This is a genomic window from Mesorhizobium montanum, assembly GCF_033977145.1.
Lineage (GTDB): Bacteria > Pseudomonadota > Alphaproteobacteria > Rhizobiales > Rhizobiaceae > Mesorhizobium > Mesorhizobium montanum.
Genome location: NZ_JAVIJF010000010.1, coordinates 144,456 through 161,739 on the forward strand (window position 1 = coordinate 144,456; position 17,284 = coordinate 161,739).

Here is a 17,284-nt window from a genome sequence, read left to right on the forward strand (position 1 = left end):
GGAATGCACGCAGGGACCTCGGAAAAGACCATGCCTAAAACTCAATCCTTCGACGACCGCCGGATGTGGACGCTGGAAGAGGCTCGGGGACTCCATGACGCGCCTTTCAACGACCTGCTGTTTCAAGCGCAAACCGTTCACCGCCAGAATTTCGATCCCAACAAGGTCCAACTCAGCCGCCTTCTCAGCATCAAGACAGGCGGCTGCCCGGAAGACTGCGGCTATTGCAGCCAGTCGGCGCATCACGAAACCGGCCTGAAGGCATCGAAACTGATGGAGGTCAAGCGCGTCATCACCGAGGCGACCAAGGCGCGCGACGCCGGCGCCACCCGCTATTGCATGGGTGCGGCTTGGCGAAATCCCAAGGCGCGCGACATGGAGGCGGTCGTGGCCATGGTCGAAGGCGTCAAGGCGCTCGGCATGGAGACCTGCATGACCCTCGGCATGCTCGACTTTGAGCAGGCCGCTCGTTTGAAGCAGGCTGGTCTCGACTACTACAACCACAATATCGATACGTCGGAGCGCTATTACAGCGAGATCATCAGCACGCGCAGCTTCGCGGAGCGGCTCGATACGCTCGAGCATGTTCGCCAATCCGGCATCAAGGTCTGCTGCGGCGGCATTGTCGGCATGGGCGAAGAGACGGTGGACCGGATCGACATGCTGGTGACGCTGGCCAATCTGCCGGAACATCCGCAAAGCGTTCCGATCAACATGCTGATCCCGATCGCCGGCACACCGCTTGCCGAAGAAAAGCCGATCGAGCCGATCGAATTCGTGCGCGTGATCGCGCTGGCACGCATCATGATGCCGAAATCGCACGTCCGTCTGTCCGCCGGTCGCACCGCCATGAGCAACGAGATGCAGGCGCTGTGCTTTTTTGCCGGCGCCAATTCGATCTTCGTCGGCGACACTCTGCTGACGGCCGACAATCCCGGCGAGGACAAGGATATCCTTCTGTTCCGGCGTCTCGGCATCGAGCCGATGGAACTCGATGCGCAATGAACGAGGCACCTCTTGCCCGCTATGACGCGACCTTGCAGGCACTGGCGCGCAAGGACCGGCTGCGGACGCTGTCGCCGCGCGCCGGGCTCGACTTCTCTTCGAACGATTACCTCGGTCTCGCCGCCTCCAAAAGGCTTGGCGACGCTGTTGCGGCGGCCATTGCCCGCGGCACGCCGGTTGGTGCCACAGGATCGCGGTTGCTGCGCGGCAACGCGCCGGAGCATGAGGAACTGGAGGAGGATGCGGCGGCATTCTTCGGGGCCGAGCGCGCGCTGTTCTTCGGCGGCGGCTATATCGCCAACTTCGCCCTACTGACCGCGCTGCCGCAGAAAGGCGATCTGCTCATCCTTGACCAGCTCGCGCATGCCAGCATGCATGAAGGTGCACGGGCCGGACGCGCTGAGTTCGTGCTGGCCGCGCACAACGATGTCGATGCTGTCGAGGATGCAACAAAGCGCTGGCGTGCCGAAGGCGGCATGGGGCGGATCTGGATCGCGATCGAAAGCCTCTACAGTATGGACGGCGACCGCGCGCCGATGGAGAGCCTAGTCGCGCTTGCCGATCGGTATGAGGCATTCATCGTCGTCGACGAGGCGCATGCCACCGGTGTCTGCGGACCCGGCGGCCGTGGCCTCGCCGCGGCGTTCGAGGGCCGCGACAACATCGTCGCGCTCCACACATGCGGCAAGGCGCTTGGCGCCTCCGGCGCCCTCGTGACCGGGCCGGGAACACTATGCGACTATCTCGTCAACCGTTGCCGGCCATTCATCTACGCCACCGCGCCATCGCCCCTGATGGCCGTGGCTGTGCGCGAGGCGCTCACCATGCTGCCCGAAGAGCCTGTGCGCTGTGTCCGGCTGCAGGAAATCGTTGCCTTCGCAGGCCGCCTGTTGGCAGAGCGGTGTGGGGTGGTGCCCAGCGGCTCGCAGTCATCGGCGACGTAACGCGCACCATGGCGGTGGCGGCGGCACTGCAGGCGCGAGGCTTCGACATACGCGGCATTCGCCCGCCGACCGTGCCGGAAGGAACGTCGCGCCTGCGCATTTCGCTGACGCTCAACGTCGACGAAGCCGACATTTCCGCCATGGTCGAGGCGCTCGTCGAGGTGTTGGCCACGGCATGAGCAAAAGCATCGTCATCACCGGAACAGACACCGGCATCGGCAAGACGGTGTTTTCGGCCGGGCTCGCCGGCCTTCTCGACGGCTTCTACTGGAAGCCGGTGCAATCGGGCCTTGAGGAGGAGACCGACAGCGAGGTCGTCGAGCGGCTTGCCGGTCTGCCGCCGGGGCGCGTGCTGCCGGAAGTCTACCGCCTGAGGCGGCCGCTGTCGCCGCATCGTTCAGCCGAAATCGACGGCGTCGCGATCGAAGCGACAAAGCTCTCGCTGCCAGCCTTGCCGGGTCCACTCGTCATCGAAGGCGCTGGCGGGTTGATGGTGCCGCTCAACCGGCAGACAAGGTTCATCGACATATTCCAGCAATGGCGGCTGCCGGTCATCCTGTGCGCCCGAACAGCGCTCGGCACCATCAACCACACGCTGCTATCGATCGAGGCGCTGCGGGCTCGCTCCATCCCGCTCATCGGCGTCGCCTTCATCGGTGATGAGATGGCCGATACGCAAAAGACAATCGTGGAATTCGGCAATGTGCGGCAGCTCGGCAGGCTGCCGCACCTTGATCCGCTGACATCCGCAACGCTGAGCGACGCGATGATCGCCAGCTTCGACCTCGCGCTGATTACCGGGGGTGAATGATGTCGCAGTCTCAAGTCTGGCATCCGTTCACGCAGCATGCGCTTGAGCCGGCGATGCCTGAAATCGTCCTGACCGAAGGCGCTTATCTCCACAAGGCCGACGGCACGCGCATCCTGGACGCCATTTCCTCATGGTGGGTCGTCACCCATGGCCACCGCCATCCCCGCATCATGAAGGCGATCGAGACGACCGCCTCGACCCTCGACCAGATCATCTTCGCTGGCTTCACCCATGAGCCGGCAGAACGGCTGGCCGAGGCGCTGGTCAGCCTCGCGCCGTCCGGGCTCGACTGGGTGTTCTATTCCGACAGCGGCTCGACCTCGGTCGAAGTCGCACTGAAGATGGCGCTCGGCTATTTCCGCAACATCGGCGCGCCGCGTTCGCGGATCGTCGTCATGGAACACAGTTACCATGGCGATACCATCGGCACGATGAGTGTCGGCGCTCGCGGCGTCTTCAACGCCGCCTACGAGCCGCTGCTGTTCGAGGTCGACACCCTCCCATTCCCGGCCGCTGGACGGGAACAGGAAACACTGGATCGGTTCGAGGCAGTCGTCGGCGATCGGCGCGCCGCCGCGCTGATCGTCGAGCCGCTGGTGCTTGGCGCCGGCGGCATGCTGATGTATCCGGCCTGGGTTCTCACCGAACTGAGGAAGATCGCCGAGGCCTCCGGCACGCTGCTCATCGCCGATGAGGTGATGACTGGCTGGGGACGCACGGGAACGATGTTCGCCTGCGAGCAGGCGTCGATCTCTCCGGATATATTGTGCACCTCGAAGGGCCTGACCGGCGGCGCGATCCCGCTGGCCGCCACGCTCGCCACCGATGCGATCTTCCAGGCTCATTATTCCGAGGACCGCAAGAAGACCTTTTTCCATTCAAGCTCCTACACCGCCAATCCGATTGCCTGCGCGGCCGCGCTCGCCAATGTCGAGATCTGGCAGAACGAGCCGTTGGCCGAGCGGATCACGGCCTTGAGTGCGAAGCAGGCTGCCGGGCTTCGCCGCTTTGGCAACAATCCCTTCTTCACCGACAGCCGGGCGACCGGCACGATCGCCGCACTCGATTTGCGCACCGGCTCCGCCGGCTATCTCGCCGAGATCGGGCCGAAGCTGCGTGCGTTCTTCCTCGACAAGGGGCTACTTGTGCGTCCGCTCGGCAACGTCGTCTATCTTCTGCCGCCCTACTGCGTCACCGGCGACGAGCTCGACGGGCTTTATGACGCCGTCGAGGAGGCCGGCGAACGCTTCGGTTCGAGACCATGAGCAGGTCGTCGCGCCTTCTCGGATTTGGCCACCATGTGCCTGGACGCAAGGTGGCGAATGCCGAGATCGAGAACAATCTCGGGCTCGAACCCGGCTGGATCGAGCGGCGCACCGGAATTCGGTCACGCTTCTGGGCAACAGACGAAGACACGCTGTCAGGCCTTGCCACGCATGCCGGCGACATGGCGCTGGCGAATGCTGGCATCGACCGTGGCGACGTCGGTCTGCTCTTGCTTGCCACCTCGACACCGGATCACCTTCTGCCGCCCAGCGCGCCGCTGGTTGCGCATCGACTCGGGCTCGGCCGGGCGGGCGCAGTCGATCTGGCCGGCGCCTGCGCCGGCTTCATCTATGCGCTGATGTTCGCCGATGGCTTCACCCGCCTGCACGGCAAATCCACCCTTGTCATTGCCGCCAACATCCTCAGCCGCCGCATCAATCCGGCCGAGCGCGCCAGCGCCGTCCTGTTTGCCGATGCCGCCGGCGCCATTGTGATCGGTCCGTGCGATGACGCGGATCGAGGCATTCTCGGTGCTTCGGTGGATTCCGAAGGCTCGCGCTACGGGCTGATCCAGATTCCCGCCGGCGGAAGCAACACCCCGTTCCATGGCGACCTCGACCTAGAGCAGACCCGGATGACGATCACCGACGGTCGCGAAGTGTTCGCCAAGGCAGTGGAGATGATGACTGCCTGCTCGCAGGACGCGCTCACTGCTGCTCGGATGCGGCCGCAGGACATCGATCGGTTCGTGCCGCATCAGGCCAATGCCCGCATTTTTGATGCTGTTGGGCGCAACCTCGGCGTTGCCGATCGGGCCGTCGTCAAGACGATCGCTGAATACGGCAATTCCTCCGCCGCGACGATCCCTCTGTCGCTGTCGCTGGCCAACCAGACGGAGCCGTTTCGGTCTGGCGAAACAATACTTCTGGCGGCGGCGGGCGCCGGCTTAAGCGGCGGCGCGCTTGTGGTTGGAATCTAGCGGACCACGCTCCACTGACGACCTGACGGATAGAGATAAGAAGGACAAAGAGGGCTCATGCGAAAGATAGTAGCCGGCAAACTTCATGGCATTCACGTCACCGAAGCGAACCTGAATTACCACGGATCGATAACTCTGGACCCCGACCACTGCGAGGCAGCAGGGATACTGCCCATGGAATTCGTGGAGATTTGGAACAAGAATTCCGGCGCCCGAATTTCGACCTATGTCATTCTTGGCGAACGCGGCTCGCGATGCTGCATCCTCAACGGCGCCGCCGCCCGCACCTGCCGGCCCGGCGACCAGATTATCGTCTGCAATTCCGTCTATTTGGACGAAACCGAAATCACCTTGCTGAAACCGCGGATCCTCACTTTCGACCCGGGCAATCACATACGCGACCGCCTGAGCTACTCGGTCGAGCTTGATTTACGTGGACGATACAGTTTCTCCATTCTTGACGAGGCGAATATGCCTTTGGCCATTCCTGCCCTGGTCTCCGGCGCGTGACCCTTACGTGACGATTTCCAGGCGCAAGTTGAGCGACCGCCGGTCGCCGCCTCGGGCCAAATGCGCTTGACAAAGTGGCGACAGCCCGTTCAATTCGACTCATTCACCAGGGGAGTCCCGGCAAGGGGCTGAGATACTGCTGGCTTTTGCGGCGCAGTGACCCGTTGAACCTGATCCAGTTCATACTGGCGTAGGGACGGTGCGAGCGCTTTGCGGCAGTTCATGCCCGAGGACCTGTTTCGACCAGGTCGACCAAAGCGTCTTTTCATCCTTCCGGCACAGAACTGGGTCTCCAATGCAAATGAGCAAAGGAGCCTCAAATGAATGCCTTGACCCCCGCCGTGTCGACGGGACCGCTGCCCGCCTCGCGGAAAATCTATAAGCTCGGCGCCATGCACCCGCAGATCAGGGTGCCAATGCGCGAAATCTCCGTCCATCCGACAGCCGGCGAGCGGCCGGTTATCGTCTACGATCCTTCCGGCCCTTACACCGATCCCACCGTCGAAACGAACATAGAGAACGGCCTTGCCCGGCATCGCCACCGATGGATTATGGCGCGCGGCGATGTGGAAGCCTATGACGGCCGTCATGTGCTGCCGGAAGACAACGGCTTTGCGACCGGCGAGCGCCTGACGCCGGAATTTCCCATTCGCACCCGGCCGCTCAAGGCCAAGCAGGGCAAGGCCGTTACCCAGCTTGCCTATGCCCGCGCCGGCATCATCACGCCCGAAATGGAGTTCGTCGCCATCCGCGAGAACCTCGGCCGCGAGATCCTGCGTGGCAAACTTGAGCGCGACGGCGAGTCCTTCGGCGCCGCGATCCCCGACTTCGTCACACCGGAATTCGTGTGCGACGAGGTGGCTCGCGGACGCGCAATCATTCCTGCCAACATCAATCATCCCGAGAGCGAGCCGATGATCATCGGCCGCAATTTCCTGGTCAAGATCAACGCCAATATCGGCAACTCCGCCGTCACATCGTCGATGGCCGAAGAGGTCGAAAAAATGGTCTGGGCGATCCGCTGGGGCGCCGACACGGTGATGGACCTCTCGACCGGCCGCAACATCCACAACATCCGCGACTGGATCGTGCGCAACGCGCCGGTGCCGATCGGCACGGTGCCGCTTTACCAGGCGCTCGAAAAGGTCGGCGGCATCGCCGAGGATCTGACCTGGGAGGTCTACCGCGACACGCTGATCGAACAGGCCGAACAGGGCGTCGACTATTTCACCATCCATGCCGGCGTGCGCCTGCCCTACATCCCGCTGACCGTCGACCGCGTCACCGGCATCGTGTCGCGCGGCGGTTCGATCATGGCCAAGTGGTGCCTGCACCACCACAAAGAGAGCTTCCTCTACGAGCATTTCGAGGACATCTGCGACATCGCCAGAGCCTATGACGTCTCCTTCTCCCTCGGCGACGGCCTTCGCCCCGGCTCGATCGCCGATGCCAATGACGCAGCCCAGTTCGCCGAACTGGAAACGCTTGGAGAGCTGACCAAAATCGCCTGGGCCAAGGACTGTCAGGTGATGATCGAAGGCCCCGGCCACGTGCCGATGCACAAGATCAAGGAGAACATGGACAAGCAGCTCGCGGTCTGCGGCGAAGCGCCGTTCTATACGCTCGGCCCGCTGACGACGGACATCGCACCCGGCTACGACCACATTACCTCTGGCATTGGAGCGGCGATGATCGGCTGGTTGGGGACCGCAATGCTTTGCTACGTCACGCCGAAGGAACATCTCGGCCTGCCTGATCGCGACGACGTCAAGACCGGCGTCATCACCTACAAAATAGCCGCGCACGCCGCCGATCTGGCCAAGGGCCATCCGGCCGCCAAGGTCAGGGACGACGCGCTGTCGCGGGCGCGCTTCGAGTTCAGGTGGGAGGACCAGTTCAACCTCTCGCTCGATCCCGAGACGGCGCGCGCCTTCCACGACAAGACGCTGCCGAAGGAGGCGCACAAGGTGGCGCATTTCTGTTCCATGTGCGGCCCCAAATTCTGCTCCATGCGGATCTCGCACGACATCCGTGCTGAAGCCCAGAAGGAAGGGTTCGCGGCCATGGCGGCGAAGTACCGTGACGGCGGCGACCTCTATATGCCCGTCGACGGCGCCCCGGGCAGCACGCCCAAGCCATGAAGGTGCTCATTCGCGGCGCTGGCGTCGCCGGATTGACGCTCGCGCACGAGCTGGCGACGCCCGGCACCGACGTGACCGTGGTCGAGAAGCGCATCGAGATCGCCGGCAGTGCCTCCTGGCAGGCCGGCGGCATGCTCGCGCCCTGGTGCGAGCGCGAAAGCGCCGAGGAGGCGGTGCTGACGCTCGGGCGGGGCGCGGCCGACTGGTGGGACGCAGCATTGCCCGGTCATGTCTCGCGTAGCGGCACATTGGTGGTGGCGCCTGCTCGCGACGTTGGCGAACTGCACCAGTTCGGCCGCCGCACATGTGGCTTCACGCAGCTCGGCGCCGGCGATATCGCAGAGCTCGAACCTGCCCTTGCTGGCCGGTTCGCGCGTGGGCTGTTCTTTGCCGATGAAGCGCACCTCGATCCGCGCAAGGCTTTGCTTGCACTTGGCGACCAGCTGCTCGGCATGGGCGTTCGCCTCGAGTTCGGCCGCAGCACCGTGTCGGCCATCCCGGATGTCGAGGTTGACTGCACCGGTATCGCCGACATGCAACCGGAACTGCGCGGCGTGCGCGGCGAGATGCTCATCTTGCGAACAGGCGAGATCTCGCTGGCCCGGCCCGTGCGCCTGCTTCATCCGCGCATCCCGGTCTATGTCGTGCCGCGCGGCGAAAACCTGTTCATGGTCGGCGCGACGATGATCGAGTGCGATGCCGAAGGCCCGATCACCGCGCGCTCGGCCATGGAGCTGCTCAGCGCCGCCTGCGCCCTGCATCCAGCCTTCGGCGAAGCTGAGCTGGTCGAAACAGGCGTGGGCGTGCGCCCCGCCTTTGCCGACAACCTGCCGCGCGTCGAGCGCGACGGGAGGAACATTCGCATCAATGGGCTCTACCGCCACGGCTTTCTACTTGCGCCGGCCATGGCGCGGCAGGCAGCCGACATCATCCTGGGAAATCCCGCCGCAAAGGAGGTTGCTCTTGAAGCTCATCGTTAACGGTCAGAGCCATGACGTCGCTGCCGAAACGCTCGCCACGTTGCTCAGCGAACTCGACTTCCAGGGCGGCTGGCTCGCCACCGCACTGAACGGCGACGTCGTGCCGGCTAAGGAGCGCGACCGCTGCCGGCTCACCGAAGGCGACCGCATCGAAATCCTGTCGCCGATGAAGGGAGGCTGATCGTATGCTCGAACTCTACGGACAGAAACTCTCGTCCCGCCTTCTGCTTGGGACAGCGCTTTATCCCTCGCCCGCAGTCATGGCCGAGGCGGTCAAGGCATCCGGCACGCAGATCGTCACCGTATCGCTGCGCCGCGAATCCTCCGGCGGCAAATCCGGCGGTCAGTTCTGGTCTCTGGTCCAGTCGCTCGGCGTTCGCGTCCTGCCCAACACCGCCGGCTGCCATTCGGTGAGCGAAGCGGTAATGACGGCGCGGATGGCGCGCGAGGTATTCGGCACAAATTGGATCAAGCTCGAAGTGATCGGCAATCACGATACGCTGCAGCCCGACGTCTTCGGATTGGTCGAAGCGGCAAGGATCCTTGCCTCGGAAGGCTTCGAGGTCTTTCCCTACACGACCGACGACCTCGTCGTAGCCGAACGCCTGCTTGATGTCGGCTGCCGGCTTTTGATGCCCTGGTGCGCTCCGATCGGCTCGGCGCGCGGGCCGCAGAACCTCGATGCGCTGCGAAGCCTGCGCGGCCATTTCCCCGGCGTGCCGCTGATCGTCGATGCCGGCATCGGCCGCCCGTCCCATGCCGCGGCCGTGATGGAGCTCGGTTACGACGCAGTGCTGCTCAACACAGCGATAGCCAAGGCAGGCGATCCCGTCACCATGGCCGTTGCCTTCGGCAAGGCTGTCGAGGCGGGCCGCCAGGGCCATTACGCCGGCCTGCTCGAGCCGCGCGACATGGCTGTCCCCTCGACCCCCCTCATCGGCATGGCGGCATTCTCATGAAACTCGATCCGTTCTACCTGATCGTCGATTCCGCCGCATGGATCGAGCGTCTGGTGCCGCTGGGGGTGAAGCTGGTGCAGTTGCGCATCAAGGACCAGGACGAAGCTTCGCTGCGCCGACAGATTCGTGCTTCGAAGGCAGTGTGTGACCGTCACGGCTGCCAGCTCATCGTCAACGACTATTGGCGCCTCTCGATCGAGGAGGATTGCGATTTCGTCCATCTAGGCCAGGAAGACCTGGTCGAGGCCGATGTGAAGGCGATCCGCAAGGCAGGCCTGAGGCTCGGCCTCAGCACCCACGACGACGCCGAACTCGAAACCGCGCTCGAAGCAGAGCCTGACTATGTCGCGCTCGGCCCGATTTACCCGACCATCCTCAAGGCGATGAAATGGGCACCGCAGGGACTGGACCGCATCGCCCTCTGGAAGCGGCGCGTCGGGGAGCTTCCGCTGGTGGCCATCGGCGGGCTCACCGTCGAGCGCATTGCCGGTGTCTTCGCGCAGGGCGCTGAGAGCGCCGCGGTCGTGACTGATATCACCCGGAACGCGCGCCCTGAGGCGCGCGTGCTGGAATGGCTAGCGGCGACGGCGCAATGGCGATGACGCCGCATGTGCTTATCGTTGCAGGCTCCGATTCCAGCGGCGGCGCCGGAATAGCCCGCGACGTCGAGACCGTTTCGGCGTTCGGACTACGCAGTTGCCTCGCCCTCACGGCCGTCACTGTGCAGACGCACGCGGCTGTCGAGCACGTCGAGCAGCTAGCGCCGGAGCTCATCGCCGCCCAGATGAATGCAGCCTTTGCTGCCAATCCGGTCGCCGCGATCAAGATCGGCATGCTGGGGACGGCGGCAGCGATCGAGGCGGTCAGATTAGTTTTGGCGAGCAATCGCCAAGTGCCAGTGGTGCTCGATCCTGTCCTGGCCTCAACTTCGGGACGGGTGCTCCTGGAGGAAGATGCCATAGACGCGCTGAGCAGCGACCTGATGCCAGTCTGTCGGCTCGTCACGCCCAACTTGATCGAGCTCGCAACATTCAACGGATCCGCTTCAGCGCCGGACGAAAAAAGCGCCTGCCTTCAAGGCGAGGAACTGTCGAGGACCCTTCGGACCGCTGTGCTCGTCAAGGGTGGACATGCGCAGGGACCCCAGGCCGTCGACCTGCTGCTTCAGCCGGATGGCTCGGCTGTTTGGTTCGAAGCGCCTCGCCTGCAGCACGGGATGCGGGGAACGGGTTGCATGCTGGCCAGCGCCATCGCCGCCTCTCTTGCCCTCGGCGCATCGCTGGAAGACAGCGTCCGAAGTGCCAAGCAGTATGTTTTCGACATCATTGCTCGGCCGCAGAAGCCCAGCGATCGACCAGCCAGTCGCGACGCGAACTGCTTCGACGTCCTTCGGCTCCCTCTGATGGCGGGCTTAGATAGCTCGAACCGTTGACGCCGGAGTAGCTTGCGATGCTATTGGAAGATGAGGCACTCTTGAGCGTGGTTGAGGCATGCGCTAGCCGTCTTGGGTCGATTCGTGCCGGCAGATACTAGAGTGCTGACCGCTCCGCCGCGACCCGGCCATTCGACATGGGAACACGCCTCCCGATCCCGATGACCGCAGGATCATAGCTCTTGCAAGAGAACACCTCCTCTACCAGCGGTGCAAAGTATGTCAGCGGCAGGATCGAATAGTCCGGGTCAAAGCTGGACTGGTCCCATCTCTCGCAGAATTCGGCGCAATCCTCGAAGTGTCGAAGCAAAGTGTCCGTCTCATATGGCAACAGACGCCGCGCAAGGCTCACGGTCGACCTTCTGATCGAACGCTGATATCGGTGAACTGCTGCAGCACAATTCGTTTGTCTTATGGATGACTATCGCTTCAATTTCCCGCCGCCGATCGACCAAATGGGCAACCAGATGACATCTAGGCCAATCTAAGGAAGACGTTCACGGACAATTAGTAGACATCAATTAACATGGCGACGATCTTAGCTCATTCCCGGCCATATTGTTTTGTTCGGCAGGCCGAATTGGAGAACGCTGCTTGGTCGCGGAATCGTCAATAGCCACTGTGGAGACAGCCGGTCAGACCCATCTGGCCGCGCTGTCGCAGCTGGCCGTTGCCTCCTATGAAACCCTAGAGCGCGAACTCAGGGCCGCGATTGCTGTGCTCGAAGCCCAGGCACGACGCTTCGAGATGGCAATCGACAACATCCCGCAAGGCATCTGCTTTTTCGACGTCGATGAGCGGCTGATCCTGTGCAACCGCCGCTACGCCCAAATATACGGCATCGCGCCTGACAAGCTGCAGGCGGGCATTACACTTGCCGACGTCGTCGAACACCTGCTCGCTGCGGGAACATCCGCGATGGACGGCCCGGCCTATCTGGCTTTCGCCCGCTCGATCAGTTCCAGCACCGGGTCGAGGACCTGGATCGCCGAACTCAAGGACGGTCGCATCATCCAGGTCGGCCGTCAGCCGATTCCCGGCGGGGGCTGGGTGTCGACACATGAGGACGTCACCGAACTCGCCGCCAGCCGCGTGATGGTCAGCGAACGCGTTTCGTTGCAGGCGCTGATCGACTGGGTTCCCGACTACCTGTGGGTCAAGGATACCGAAAGCCGATTCGTCGTGGTCAACAAGGCGCTCGCCGCCGACCATGGAAAGCGGGATGCGAGCGAGATGATCGGCCTCAACGATTTCGACCTGCACGCGCCCGAACTCGCCCGGCAGTTCCGCGCCAGCGAGCAGGACTTGCTGCGCAGCGGCCAGCCGATGGTCGACAAGGAGGAATTCATCGTCGATGCTTCGGGCACCGGTAAATGGCTGTCGTCGACGAAAGTACCCCCTGCGAAACGCCGAGGACGAAATCTTCGGCCTGGTTGGCATCGCCCGCGACATCACGGCGCGCAAGCAAGCGGACGACCTGCGGGATGGACAGGCGCATATCCTGGAGATGATCGCGACAAGCGCCCCGCTTCCTGAGGTGCTCGAACGTCTGATGCGCCTCATCGAGTCGCAACTGACCGGTATAGTCGGCTCGGTGCTGCTGCTCGACAAGGCCGGCGGACATCTGCACCACGGCGCGGCGCCCAGCCTGGCGAAGGAGTACACTCACGCCATCGACGGCACCCGCATCGGTCCCAAGGTCGGCTCCTGCGGCACCGCCGCCTACCGGCGCGAGCCGGTCATCGTCACCGACATCATGAGCGATCCGCTGTGGGAGGATTTTCGCGATCTGGTGAGGCCCTATGGCTACCGTTCCTGCTGGTCGACGCCGATCCTGTCGCATACCGGCGTGGTGCTCGGCGTCTTTGCCATGTATTCGAAGACGGTGCGCGAGCCGACAAAGGCCGAGAGCAATCTCATCGATTTCACCACCCGCATCGCCGGCATCGCCATCGAGCGCAAGCTTGCCGAAGACCGCATCCATTTCATGGCCAACCACGACACGCTGACCGGGCTGCCCAACCGTGCCCTGCTCGGCGACAGGCTCTCGCAGGCCATCCTCTATGCGCAGCGCTACGACCGCTGGGTGAGCGTGGTGTTCATCGATCTGGACAATTTCAAGCTGGTCAACGATACGCTCGGCCACAATGCCGGAGACGCGCTGTTGAAGACCCTCGCCAGCCGCATGGTCAGATGCGTCAGGGCGACCGATACCGTCGTGCGGCTGGGCGGCGATGAATTCGTCGTCGTGCTCTTCGACCAGGATCCGGATGTCGACCTGGTTGGCGCGACCTTGCAGAAGCTCCGGACGGCGATCGCGGAGCCCGTTTGTCTGGGTGAGCGTCACATCAGGGCAACGGCCAGCATGGGCGTTGTCAATTACCCTGACGACGGCGCGACCGCCGATGTGTTGCTGGCCAATGCCGATGCCGCGATGTACCGCGCCAAGGAGCTTGGCCGCGACAATTTTCAGTTCTATGCGCCCGAATTCAACGCGACGGCCCAGGAGAAATTCCTGCTGCAGGAGGAGTTGCGCAACGCGCTGGCGCGCGCCGAGTTCACACTGCTCTACCAGCCGCAGGTCGATCTTCGCTCCGGCAACGTCTTTGCTGCCGAGGCATTGATCCGCTGGAACCATCCGAGCCACGGACTGATCGCACCGATGAAGTTTATCCCAATGGCCGAGGAGACCGGCCTGATCGTGCCGATTGGCGACTGGGTGCTGCACGAAGCCTGCAGACAGAACAAGGCCTGGCAGGACGCAGGCCTGCCGCCGCTGGTGGTGTGCGTGAACGTATCGGCAAGGCAGTTCAAGGAAAAGAACCTGATCAGCCACGTGATCGACGCGCTGACGGACAGCGGCCTGGAGGCGAAATATCTCGAGCTTGAGCTGACCGAAAGCCTGATCATGCAGAATGTCGACACGGCGGTGGCGATGATGAACGCGTTGCAGAGCCTCGGCGTGCAGATCTCGATCGACGATTTCGGCACCGGCTATTCCAGCCTCAGCGCACTGAAGACCTTTCCGGTGGCGCGGCTGAAGATCGACAAATCCTTCATCAACGATCTCGCTACCGACGAGAACGACCAGGCCGTCGCCAGCGCCGTGATCTCGCTTGGCCAGAAGCTCAATCTCAGGGTGATCGCCGAAGGCGTCGAGACGGATGACCAGGTGGCGTTCCTGCGCAAGAACAATTGCGACGAGATGCAGGGCTATCATTTCAGCAAGCCGGTCTCGGCCCAGGGGATCGCGAGACTGCTCAACAAGGAGCAAGGCGGTCACACTTCGCCAGAATGAGATTCATTGGCGAAGCTGCCTATTTGCCGTACCTTTCTTCCAGCGCGTTGGCGAAGCGCTCGCAAAGCAGTTCTCCGGTCACCGCAGTTAAGTGAAGCCGCAGGCTGCCCCCTTGGACATCCACCAAGGTGATGACAATTCTTCGATCGGAATATCCGGCCTCCTCAAGGACGTCGGTGACAACGAAATCCTGTATCTTACGGGCCCGCTGTGGATCTTTTGGCATCGTTGTTTCCGCGCATCAAACCGATCGATCGTGGGCAGAAGCTTCCGAAAGTCTTATGGGACTTGCGGCCGCCTAAGTTAGCAGATCAGCCAACCGCCGGTCGATACATTAGCGGTAACTAATTATCTTTGATCGTTACGAACAAGTAAGAGTTCTGAATATAGAAATCTTGCTGGACTCTTCAAAAAACGCGAGATGCAGGATGTCGCGTTCAGAATTTTCGGTCGACCAGCTGGCCAAGTCGTTCTCCAGGGACGACGCCGACGCCGTGCGGCTGGTGCTGGATGCGGTCCCGCATCCGATATTCGCCAAGGACAGCCAATCCCGTTTCGTCGTGCTGAACCGAAGCATGTGCGAGTTCATGGGGCATTCCTGCGAGGAGCTGGCCGGCAAGACAGACTATGACTTCGTCCCGAAGGAACAAGCCGATGTGTTCCGGGGCATCGATCGGTTGGTGCTGGACACCGGCGAAATCAACGAAAACGAAGAGATCATCCAGGGGCCGCACGGTGAGATTCGCACACCTGTGACGCGCAAGGCGCGCGCGTTGCTGCCGACCGGTGCCCGTTTTGTGGTCGGCAGTATTACGGACATTACCAAGCTGAAGCAACACGAAGCCTCGCTGCAGCTCCTGTTCGAGGAGAATCCGCTCCCGATGTGGGTATTCGACCTGGGAAGCCTGCGCTTTCTGGACGTCAACCAGGCCGCCATCGAGCATTATGGCTACACGCGAGAGCAATTCCTCTCCAAGTCGATACTCGACATTAGGCCTCGCGAAGATATCGAGGCGTTCCGTCGGATCGTCGGCACTGGCCAGGGCTCGTACCAAACCGGGCGCAGCTGGCGTCACATCAAGGCGGACGGCAGCCTGATCGACATCCTCGCCTATTCCAAGCCGATCGACTATGACGGCCGCGCGGCTTTCATGGTCGCAATCATGGACGTGACGGAGCGGAAGCGGGCGGAAGACGACCTTCGGCGCACCAGGGAGTTCCTGGACACGGTCATCGAGAACATTCCGGTCATGCTCTTCGCGAAAGAGGCGGGGCAGCACCGCTACGTCTTGATGAACCGGGCGGGCGAGGAACTGCTCGGTATCCCTCGGGCGGAGCTGATCGGCGCTACGGAAGAGAAGATCCCCACACGGCACAAAGGCGTGCGCGATCTCGTAACCCGACGCCTGGCCGTCGAGAGCCACGACGGCAAGTCGAAATACGTGCTTGCCGTCGCCGAGGACATCACAGAGCGCAAGCGAGATGCCGCGCAAATCGCCCACATGGCCACGCATGACGTATTGACCGATCTTCCCAACAGGGCGGCGCTCGTCGAGCGTCTCAAGTTCACGCTTGAGCGGGCGACATCCGGACGCGAGTCTTTTGCAGTCATGCGCATCGACATCGACGGGTTCAAGGAAGTCAACGACGTCTATGGCCCGGGTGTCGCGGACGCTCTACTTGGCCAGGTGGCGAAACGCCTTGCTGCAGCCACGGGCAAGCACTTCCTCGCGCGGACGGGCGGCAGTGGGTTCACCACAATCGTCAGCGAGGGCCAGCATCCTGCGGCGGCCGTAGATCTGGCCGACCGCCTGCTGGCGACGATCGCCGACGTTTTCGATGTCGAAGGCCACCCCCTGCGCGTGGGACTGACCATCGGTGTCGCCTTCTTCCCTGATGATGCTACTGACGTCACAGCGCTTTTGAGCAATGCTCAAGCAGCGCTCGATCGCGCCAAGGCCGACGGCCGTGGTGTTTTCCGGATATTCGAGGCCGACATGGATCGCAAGCTACGCGAACGCCGTGCCCTCGAACAAGACTTGCGGTCTGCGCTGGCAGGTGGCCAGTTGTTCCTGCACTACCAGCCGCAGGCGAGCGTGTCCGGCGAAATCGTCGGCTTCGAAGCTCTGATCCGATGGACCCACAAGCAACGAGGGACGATCCCACCCGCCGAATTCATTCCGGTTGCCGAAGAGAGCGGACTGATCGTACCCGTCGGCGAATGGGTGCTGCGGGAGGCGTGCCGAGAGGCGGCTTCGTGGGTGAAACCGATCCAGGTCGGCGTCAACCTGTCTCCGGTGCAGTTTCGACAGGGCAATCTTCCTGACCTGGTGCATTCGGTTCTGCTGGAGACGGGGCTCGACCCAAAGCGGCTTGAGCTGGAAGTAACCGAGAGCGTGCTGTTCGACGACTTCTCACGGGCAAGTTCGATCCTCAGGCGGCTGAAATCGCTTGGCGTGAAGATCGCCCTGGACGACTTCGGGACAGGCTATTCTTCGCTTTCCTATCTTCAGTCTTTTCCCTTCGACAAGATCAAGATCGACAAGTCCTTTGTCTGGATGATTCAGAAGAACCCGCAATCTGCTGCCATCATTCGCGCGATCGTGGGACTGGGCCGAGGCCTGTCGATGCATATCATTGCAGAGGGCGTTGAGACCATCGATCAGTTGGACTTTCTCAGTGAAGAGGGCTGCGATGCGCTGCAGGGATATTTGATCGGACGCCCTTATCCGATTGAGGCATATGCCAATGAGGTCGGCAGACCTGCAGCGATAGCGAGCGTGGCGCGCCCTCGCCGCGGACGATAGTAGCGTAGCCATCATCGGCACCGAGCCTGCAGCTAACGAAAAGACCAAGTGGGCGAAGTCCGGCCGAAGGTGGGGCTCTCCAGACTTGTAAGGGAAATCTGATGATCGACAGACGTGCCATCGTTGCGGTCCTCGTTTTCACCGCCGGTCTG

13 protein-coding genes, 2 pseudogenes and 1 riboswitch are annotated in these 17,284 nt (G+C 62.6%); of the genes and pseudogenes, 14 read left to right on the forward strand and 1 reads right to left on the reverse strand.

Annotated elements, in window-relative coordinates; all coding sequences use genetic code 11:
- Window positions 1-63 precede the first annotated feature (63 nt).
- The 13 genes and pseudogenes from bioB (at window position 64) to RFM68_RS33625 (ending at window position 14,325) form a co-directional block, all read left to right on the forward strand.
- Window positions 64-1,005: a biotin synthase BioB gene (gene bioB / locus RFM68_RS15575; protein ID WP_430694867.1), complete on the forward strand. Its 942-nt coding sequence runs from the start codon at window positions 64-66 to the stop codon at window positions 1,003-1,005.
- A pseudogene (locus RFM68_RS15580) lies at window positions 1,002-2,128 on the forward strand (8-amino-7-oxononanoate synthase). The gene bioB and the pseudogene RFM68_RS15580 overlap by 4 nt, the downstream one beginning before the upstream one ends.
- A complete protein-coding gene (bioD, locus tag RFM68_RS15585) occupies window positions 2,125-2,760 on the forward strand; it encodes a dethiobiotin synthase (protein WP_320233861.1) in 636 nt (211 codons plus the stop codon). The pseudogene RFM68_RS15580 and the gene bioD overlap by 4 nt, the downstream one beginning before the upstream one ends.
- On the forward strand, window positions 2,760-4,025 hold the full coding sequence (locus RFM68_RS15590) for an adenosylmethionine--8-amino-7-oxononanoate transaminase (protein ID WP_320233862.1): 1,266 nt from the start codon (window positions 2,760-2,762) through the stop codon (window positions 4,023-4,025). The genes bioD and RFM68_RS15590 overlap by 1 nt, the downstream gene beginning before the upstream one ends.
- Window positions 4,022-5,005, forward strand: coding sequence for a 3-oxopimeloyl-[acyl-carrier-protein] synthase BioZ (gene bioZ / locus RFM68_RS15595; RefSeq protein ID WP_320233863.1), 984 nt, complete (start codon window positions 4,022-4,024; stop codon window positions 5,003-5,005). The genes RFM68_RS15590 and bioZ overlap by 4 nt, the downstream gene beginning before the upstream one ends.
- A 57-nt stretch (window positions 5,006-5,062) precedes the next feature.
- A complete protein-coding gene (gene panD, locus RFM68_RS15600) occupies window positions 5,063-5,515 on the forward strand; it encodes an aspartate 1-decarboxylase (protein WP_320233864.1) in 453 nt (150 codons plus the stop codon).
- Window positions 5,516-5,613: 98 nt separating this feature from the next.
- A riboswitch (TPP riboswitch) is annotated at window positions 5,614-5,730 on the forward strand.
- Window positions 5,731-5,835: 105 nt separating this feature from the next.
- Window positions 5,836-7,656 (forward strand): phosphomethylpyrimidine synthase ThiC, encoded by a 1,821-nt coding sequence (thiC, locus tag RFM68_RS15605; protein WP_320233865.1) that lies wholly within the window; start codon window positions 5,836-5,838, stop codon window positions 7,654-7,656.
- Complete coding sequence (locus RFM68_RS15610; protein ID WP_320233866.1) at window positions 7,653-8,636, forward strand: FAD-dependent oxidoreductase; 984 nt, start codon at window positions 7,653-7,655, stop codon at window positions 8,634-8,636. The genes thiC and RFM68_RS15610 overlap by 4 nt, the downstream gene beginning before the upstream one ends.
- Window positions 8,620-8,817, forward strand: coding sequence for a sulfur carrier protein ThiS (gene thiS, locus RFM68_RS15615; RefSeq protein ID WP_320233867.1), 198 nt, complete (start codon window positions 8,620-8,622; stop codon window positions 8,815-8,817). The genes RFM68_RS15610 and thiS overlap by 17 nt, the downstream gene beginning before the upstream one ends.
- Before the next feature lie 4 nt (window positions 8,818-8,821).
- On the forward strand, window positions 8,822-9,595 hold the full coding sequence (locus RFM68_RS15620; protein ID WP_320233868.1) for a thiazole synthase: 774 nt from the start codon (window positions 8,822-8,824) through the stop codon (window positions 9,593-9,595).
- A complete protein-coding gene (locus RFM68_RS15625) occupies window positions 9,592-10,197 on the forward strand; it encodes a thiamine phosphate synthase (RefSeq protein WP_320233869.1) in 606 nt (201 codons plus the stop codon). The genes RFM68_RS15620 and RFM68_RS15625 overlap by 4 nt, the downstream gene beginning before the upstream one ends.
- Window positions 10,188-11,027: a hydroxymethylpyrimidine/phosphomethylpyrimidine kinase gene (locus tag RFM68_RS15630; protein WP_320233870.1), complete on the forward strand. Its 840-nt coding sequence runs from the start codon at window positions 10,188-10,190 to the stop codon at window positions 11,025-11,027. The genes RFM68_RS15625 and RFM68_RS15630 overlap by 10 nt, the downstream gene beginning before the upstream one ends.
- A 594-nt stretch (window positions 11,028-11,621) precedes the next feature.
- Window positions 11,622-14,325, forward strand: a pseudogene (locus RFM68_RS33625) (EAL domain-containing protein).
- 19 nt (window positions 14,326-14,344) lie between these two features.
- Here RFM68_RS33625 and RFM68_RS15650 read toward each other — a convergent pair.
- A complete protein-coding gene (locus RFM68_RS15650; protein WP_320233873.1) occupies window positions 14,345-14,551 on the reverse strand; it encodes a hypothetical protein in 207 nt (68 codons plus the stop codon).
- A gap of 202 nt (window positions 14,552-14,753) precedes the next feature.
- Here RFM68_RS15650 and RFM68_RS15655 point away from each other — a divergent pair, with 202 nt between their 5' ends.
- A complete protein-coding gene (locus RFM68_RS15655) occupies window positions 14,754-17,132 on the forward strand; it encodes a sensor domain-containing protein (protein ID WP_320233874.1) in 2,379 nt (792 codons plus the stop codon).
- Window positions 17,133-17,284 lie beyond the last annotated feature (152 nt).

Bases quoted from the DNA above. Each gene is read 5' to 3' on its own strand.
- bioB (WP_430694867.1), top strand. From the start codon at position 64: ATGTGGACGCTGGAAGAGGCTCGGGGACTCCATGACGCGCCTTTCAAC.
- bioD (WP_320233861.1), top strand. From the start codon at position 2,125: ATGAGCAAAAGCATCGTCATCACCGGAACAGACACCGGCATCGGCAAG.
- RFM68_RS15590 (WP_320233862.1), top strand. From the start codon at position 2,760: ATGTCGCAGTCTCAAGTCTGGCATCCGTTCACGCAGCATGCGCTTGAG.
- bioZ (WP_320233863.1), top strand. From the start codon at position 4,022: ATGAGCAGGTCGTCGCGCCTTCTCGGATTTGGCCACCATGTGCCTGGA.
- panD (WP_320233864.1), top strand. From the start codon at position 5,063: ATGCGAAAGATAGTAGCCGGCAAACTTCATGGCATTCACGTCACCGAA.
- thiC (WP_320233865.1), top strand. From the start codon at position 5,836: ATGAATGCCTTGACCCCCGCCGTGTCGACGGGACCGCTGCCCGCCTCG.
- RFM68_RS15610 (WP_320233866.1), top strand. From the start codon at position 7,653: ATGAAGGTGCTCATTCGCGGCGCTGGCGTCGCCGGATTGACGCTCGCG.
- RFM68_RS15620 (WP_320233868.1), top strand. From the start codon at position 8,822: ATGCTCGAACTCTACGGACAGAAACTCTCGTCCCGCCTTCTGCTTGGG.
- RFM68_RS15625 (WP_320233869.1), top strand. From the start codon at position 9,592: ATGAAACTCGATCCGTTCTACCTGATCGTCGATTCCGCCGCATGGATC.
- RFM68_RS15630 (WP_320233870.1), top strand. From the start codon at position 10,188: ATGGCGATGACGCCGCATGTGCTTATCGTTGCAGGCTCCGATTCCAGC.
- RFM68_RS15650 (WP_320233873.1), bottom strand. From the start codon at position 14,551: ATGCCAAAAGATCCACAGCGGGCCCGTAAGATACAGGATTTCGTTGTC.
- RFM68_RS15655 (WP_320233874.1), top strand. From the start codon at position 14,754: ATGTCGCGTTCAGAATTTTCGGTCGACCAGCTGGCCAAGTCGTTCTCC.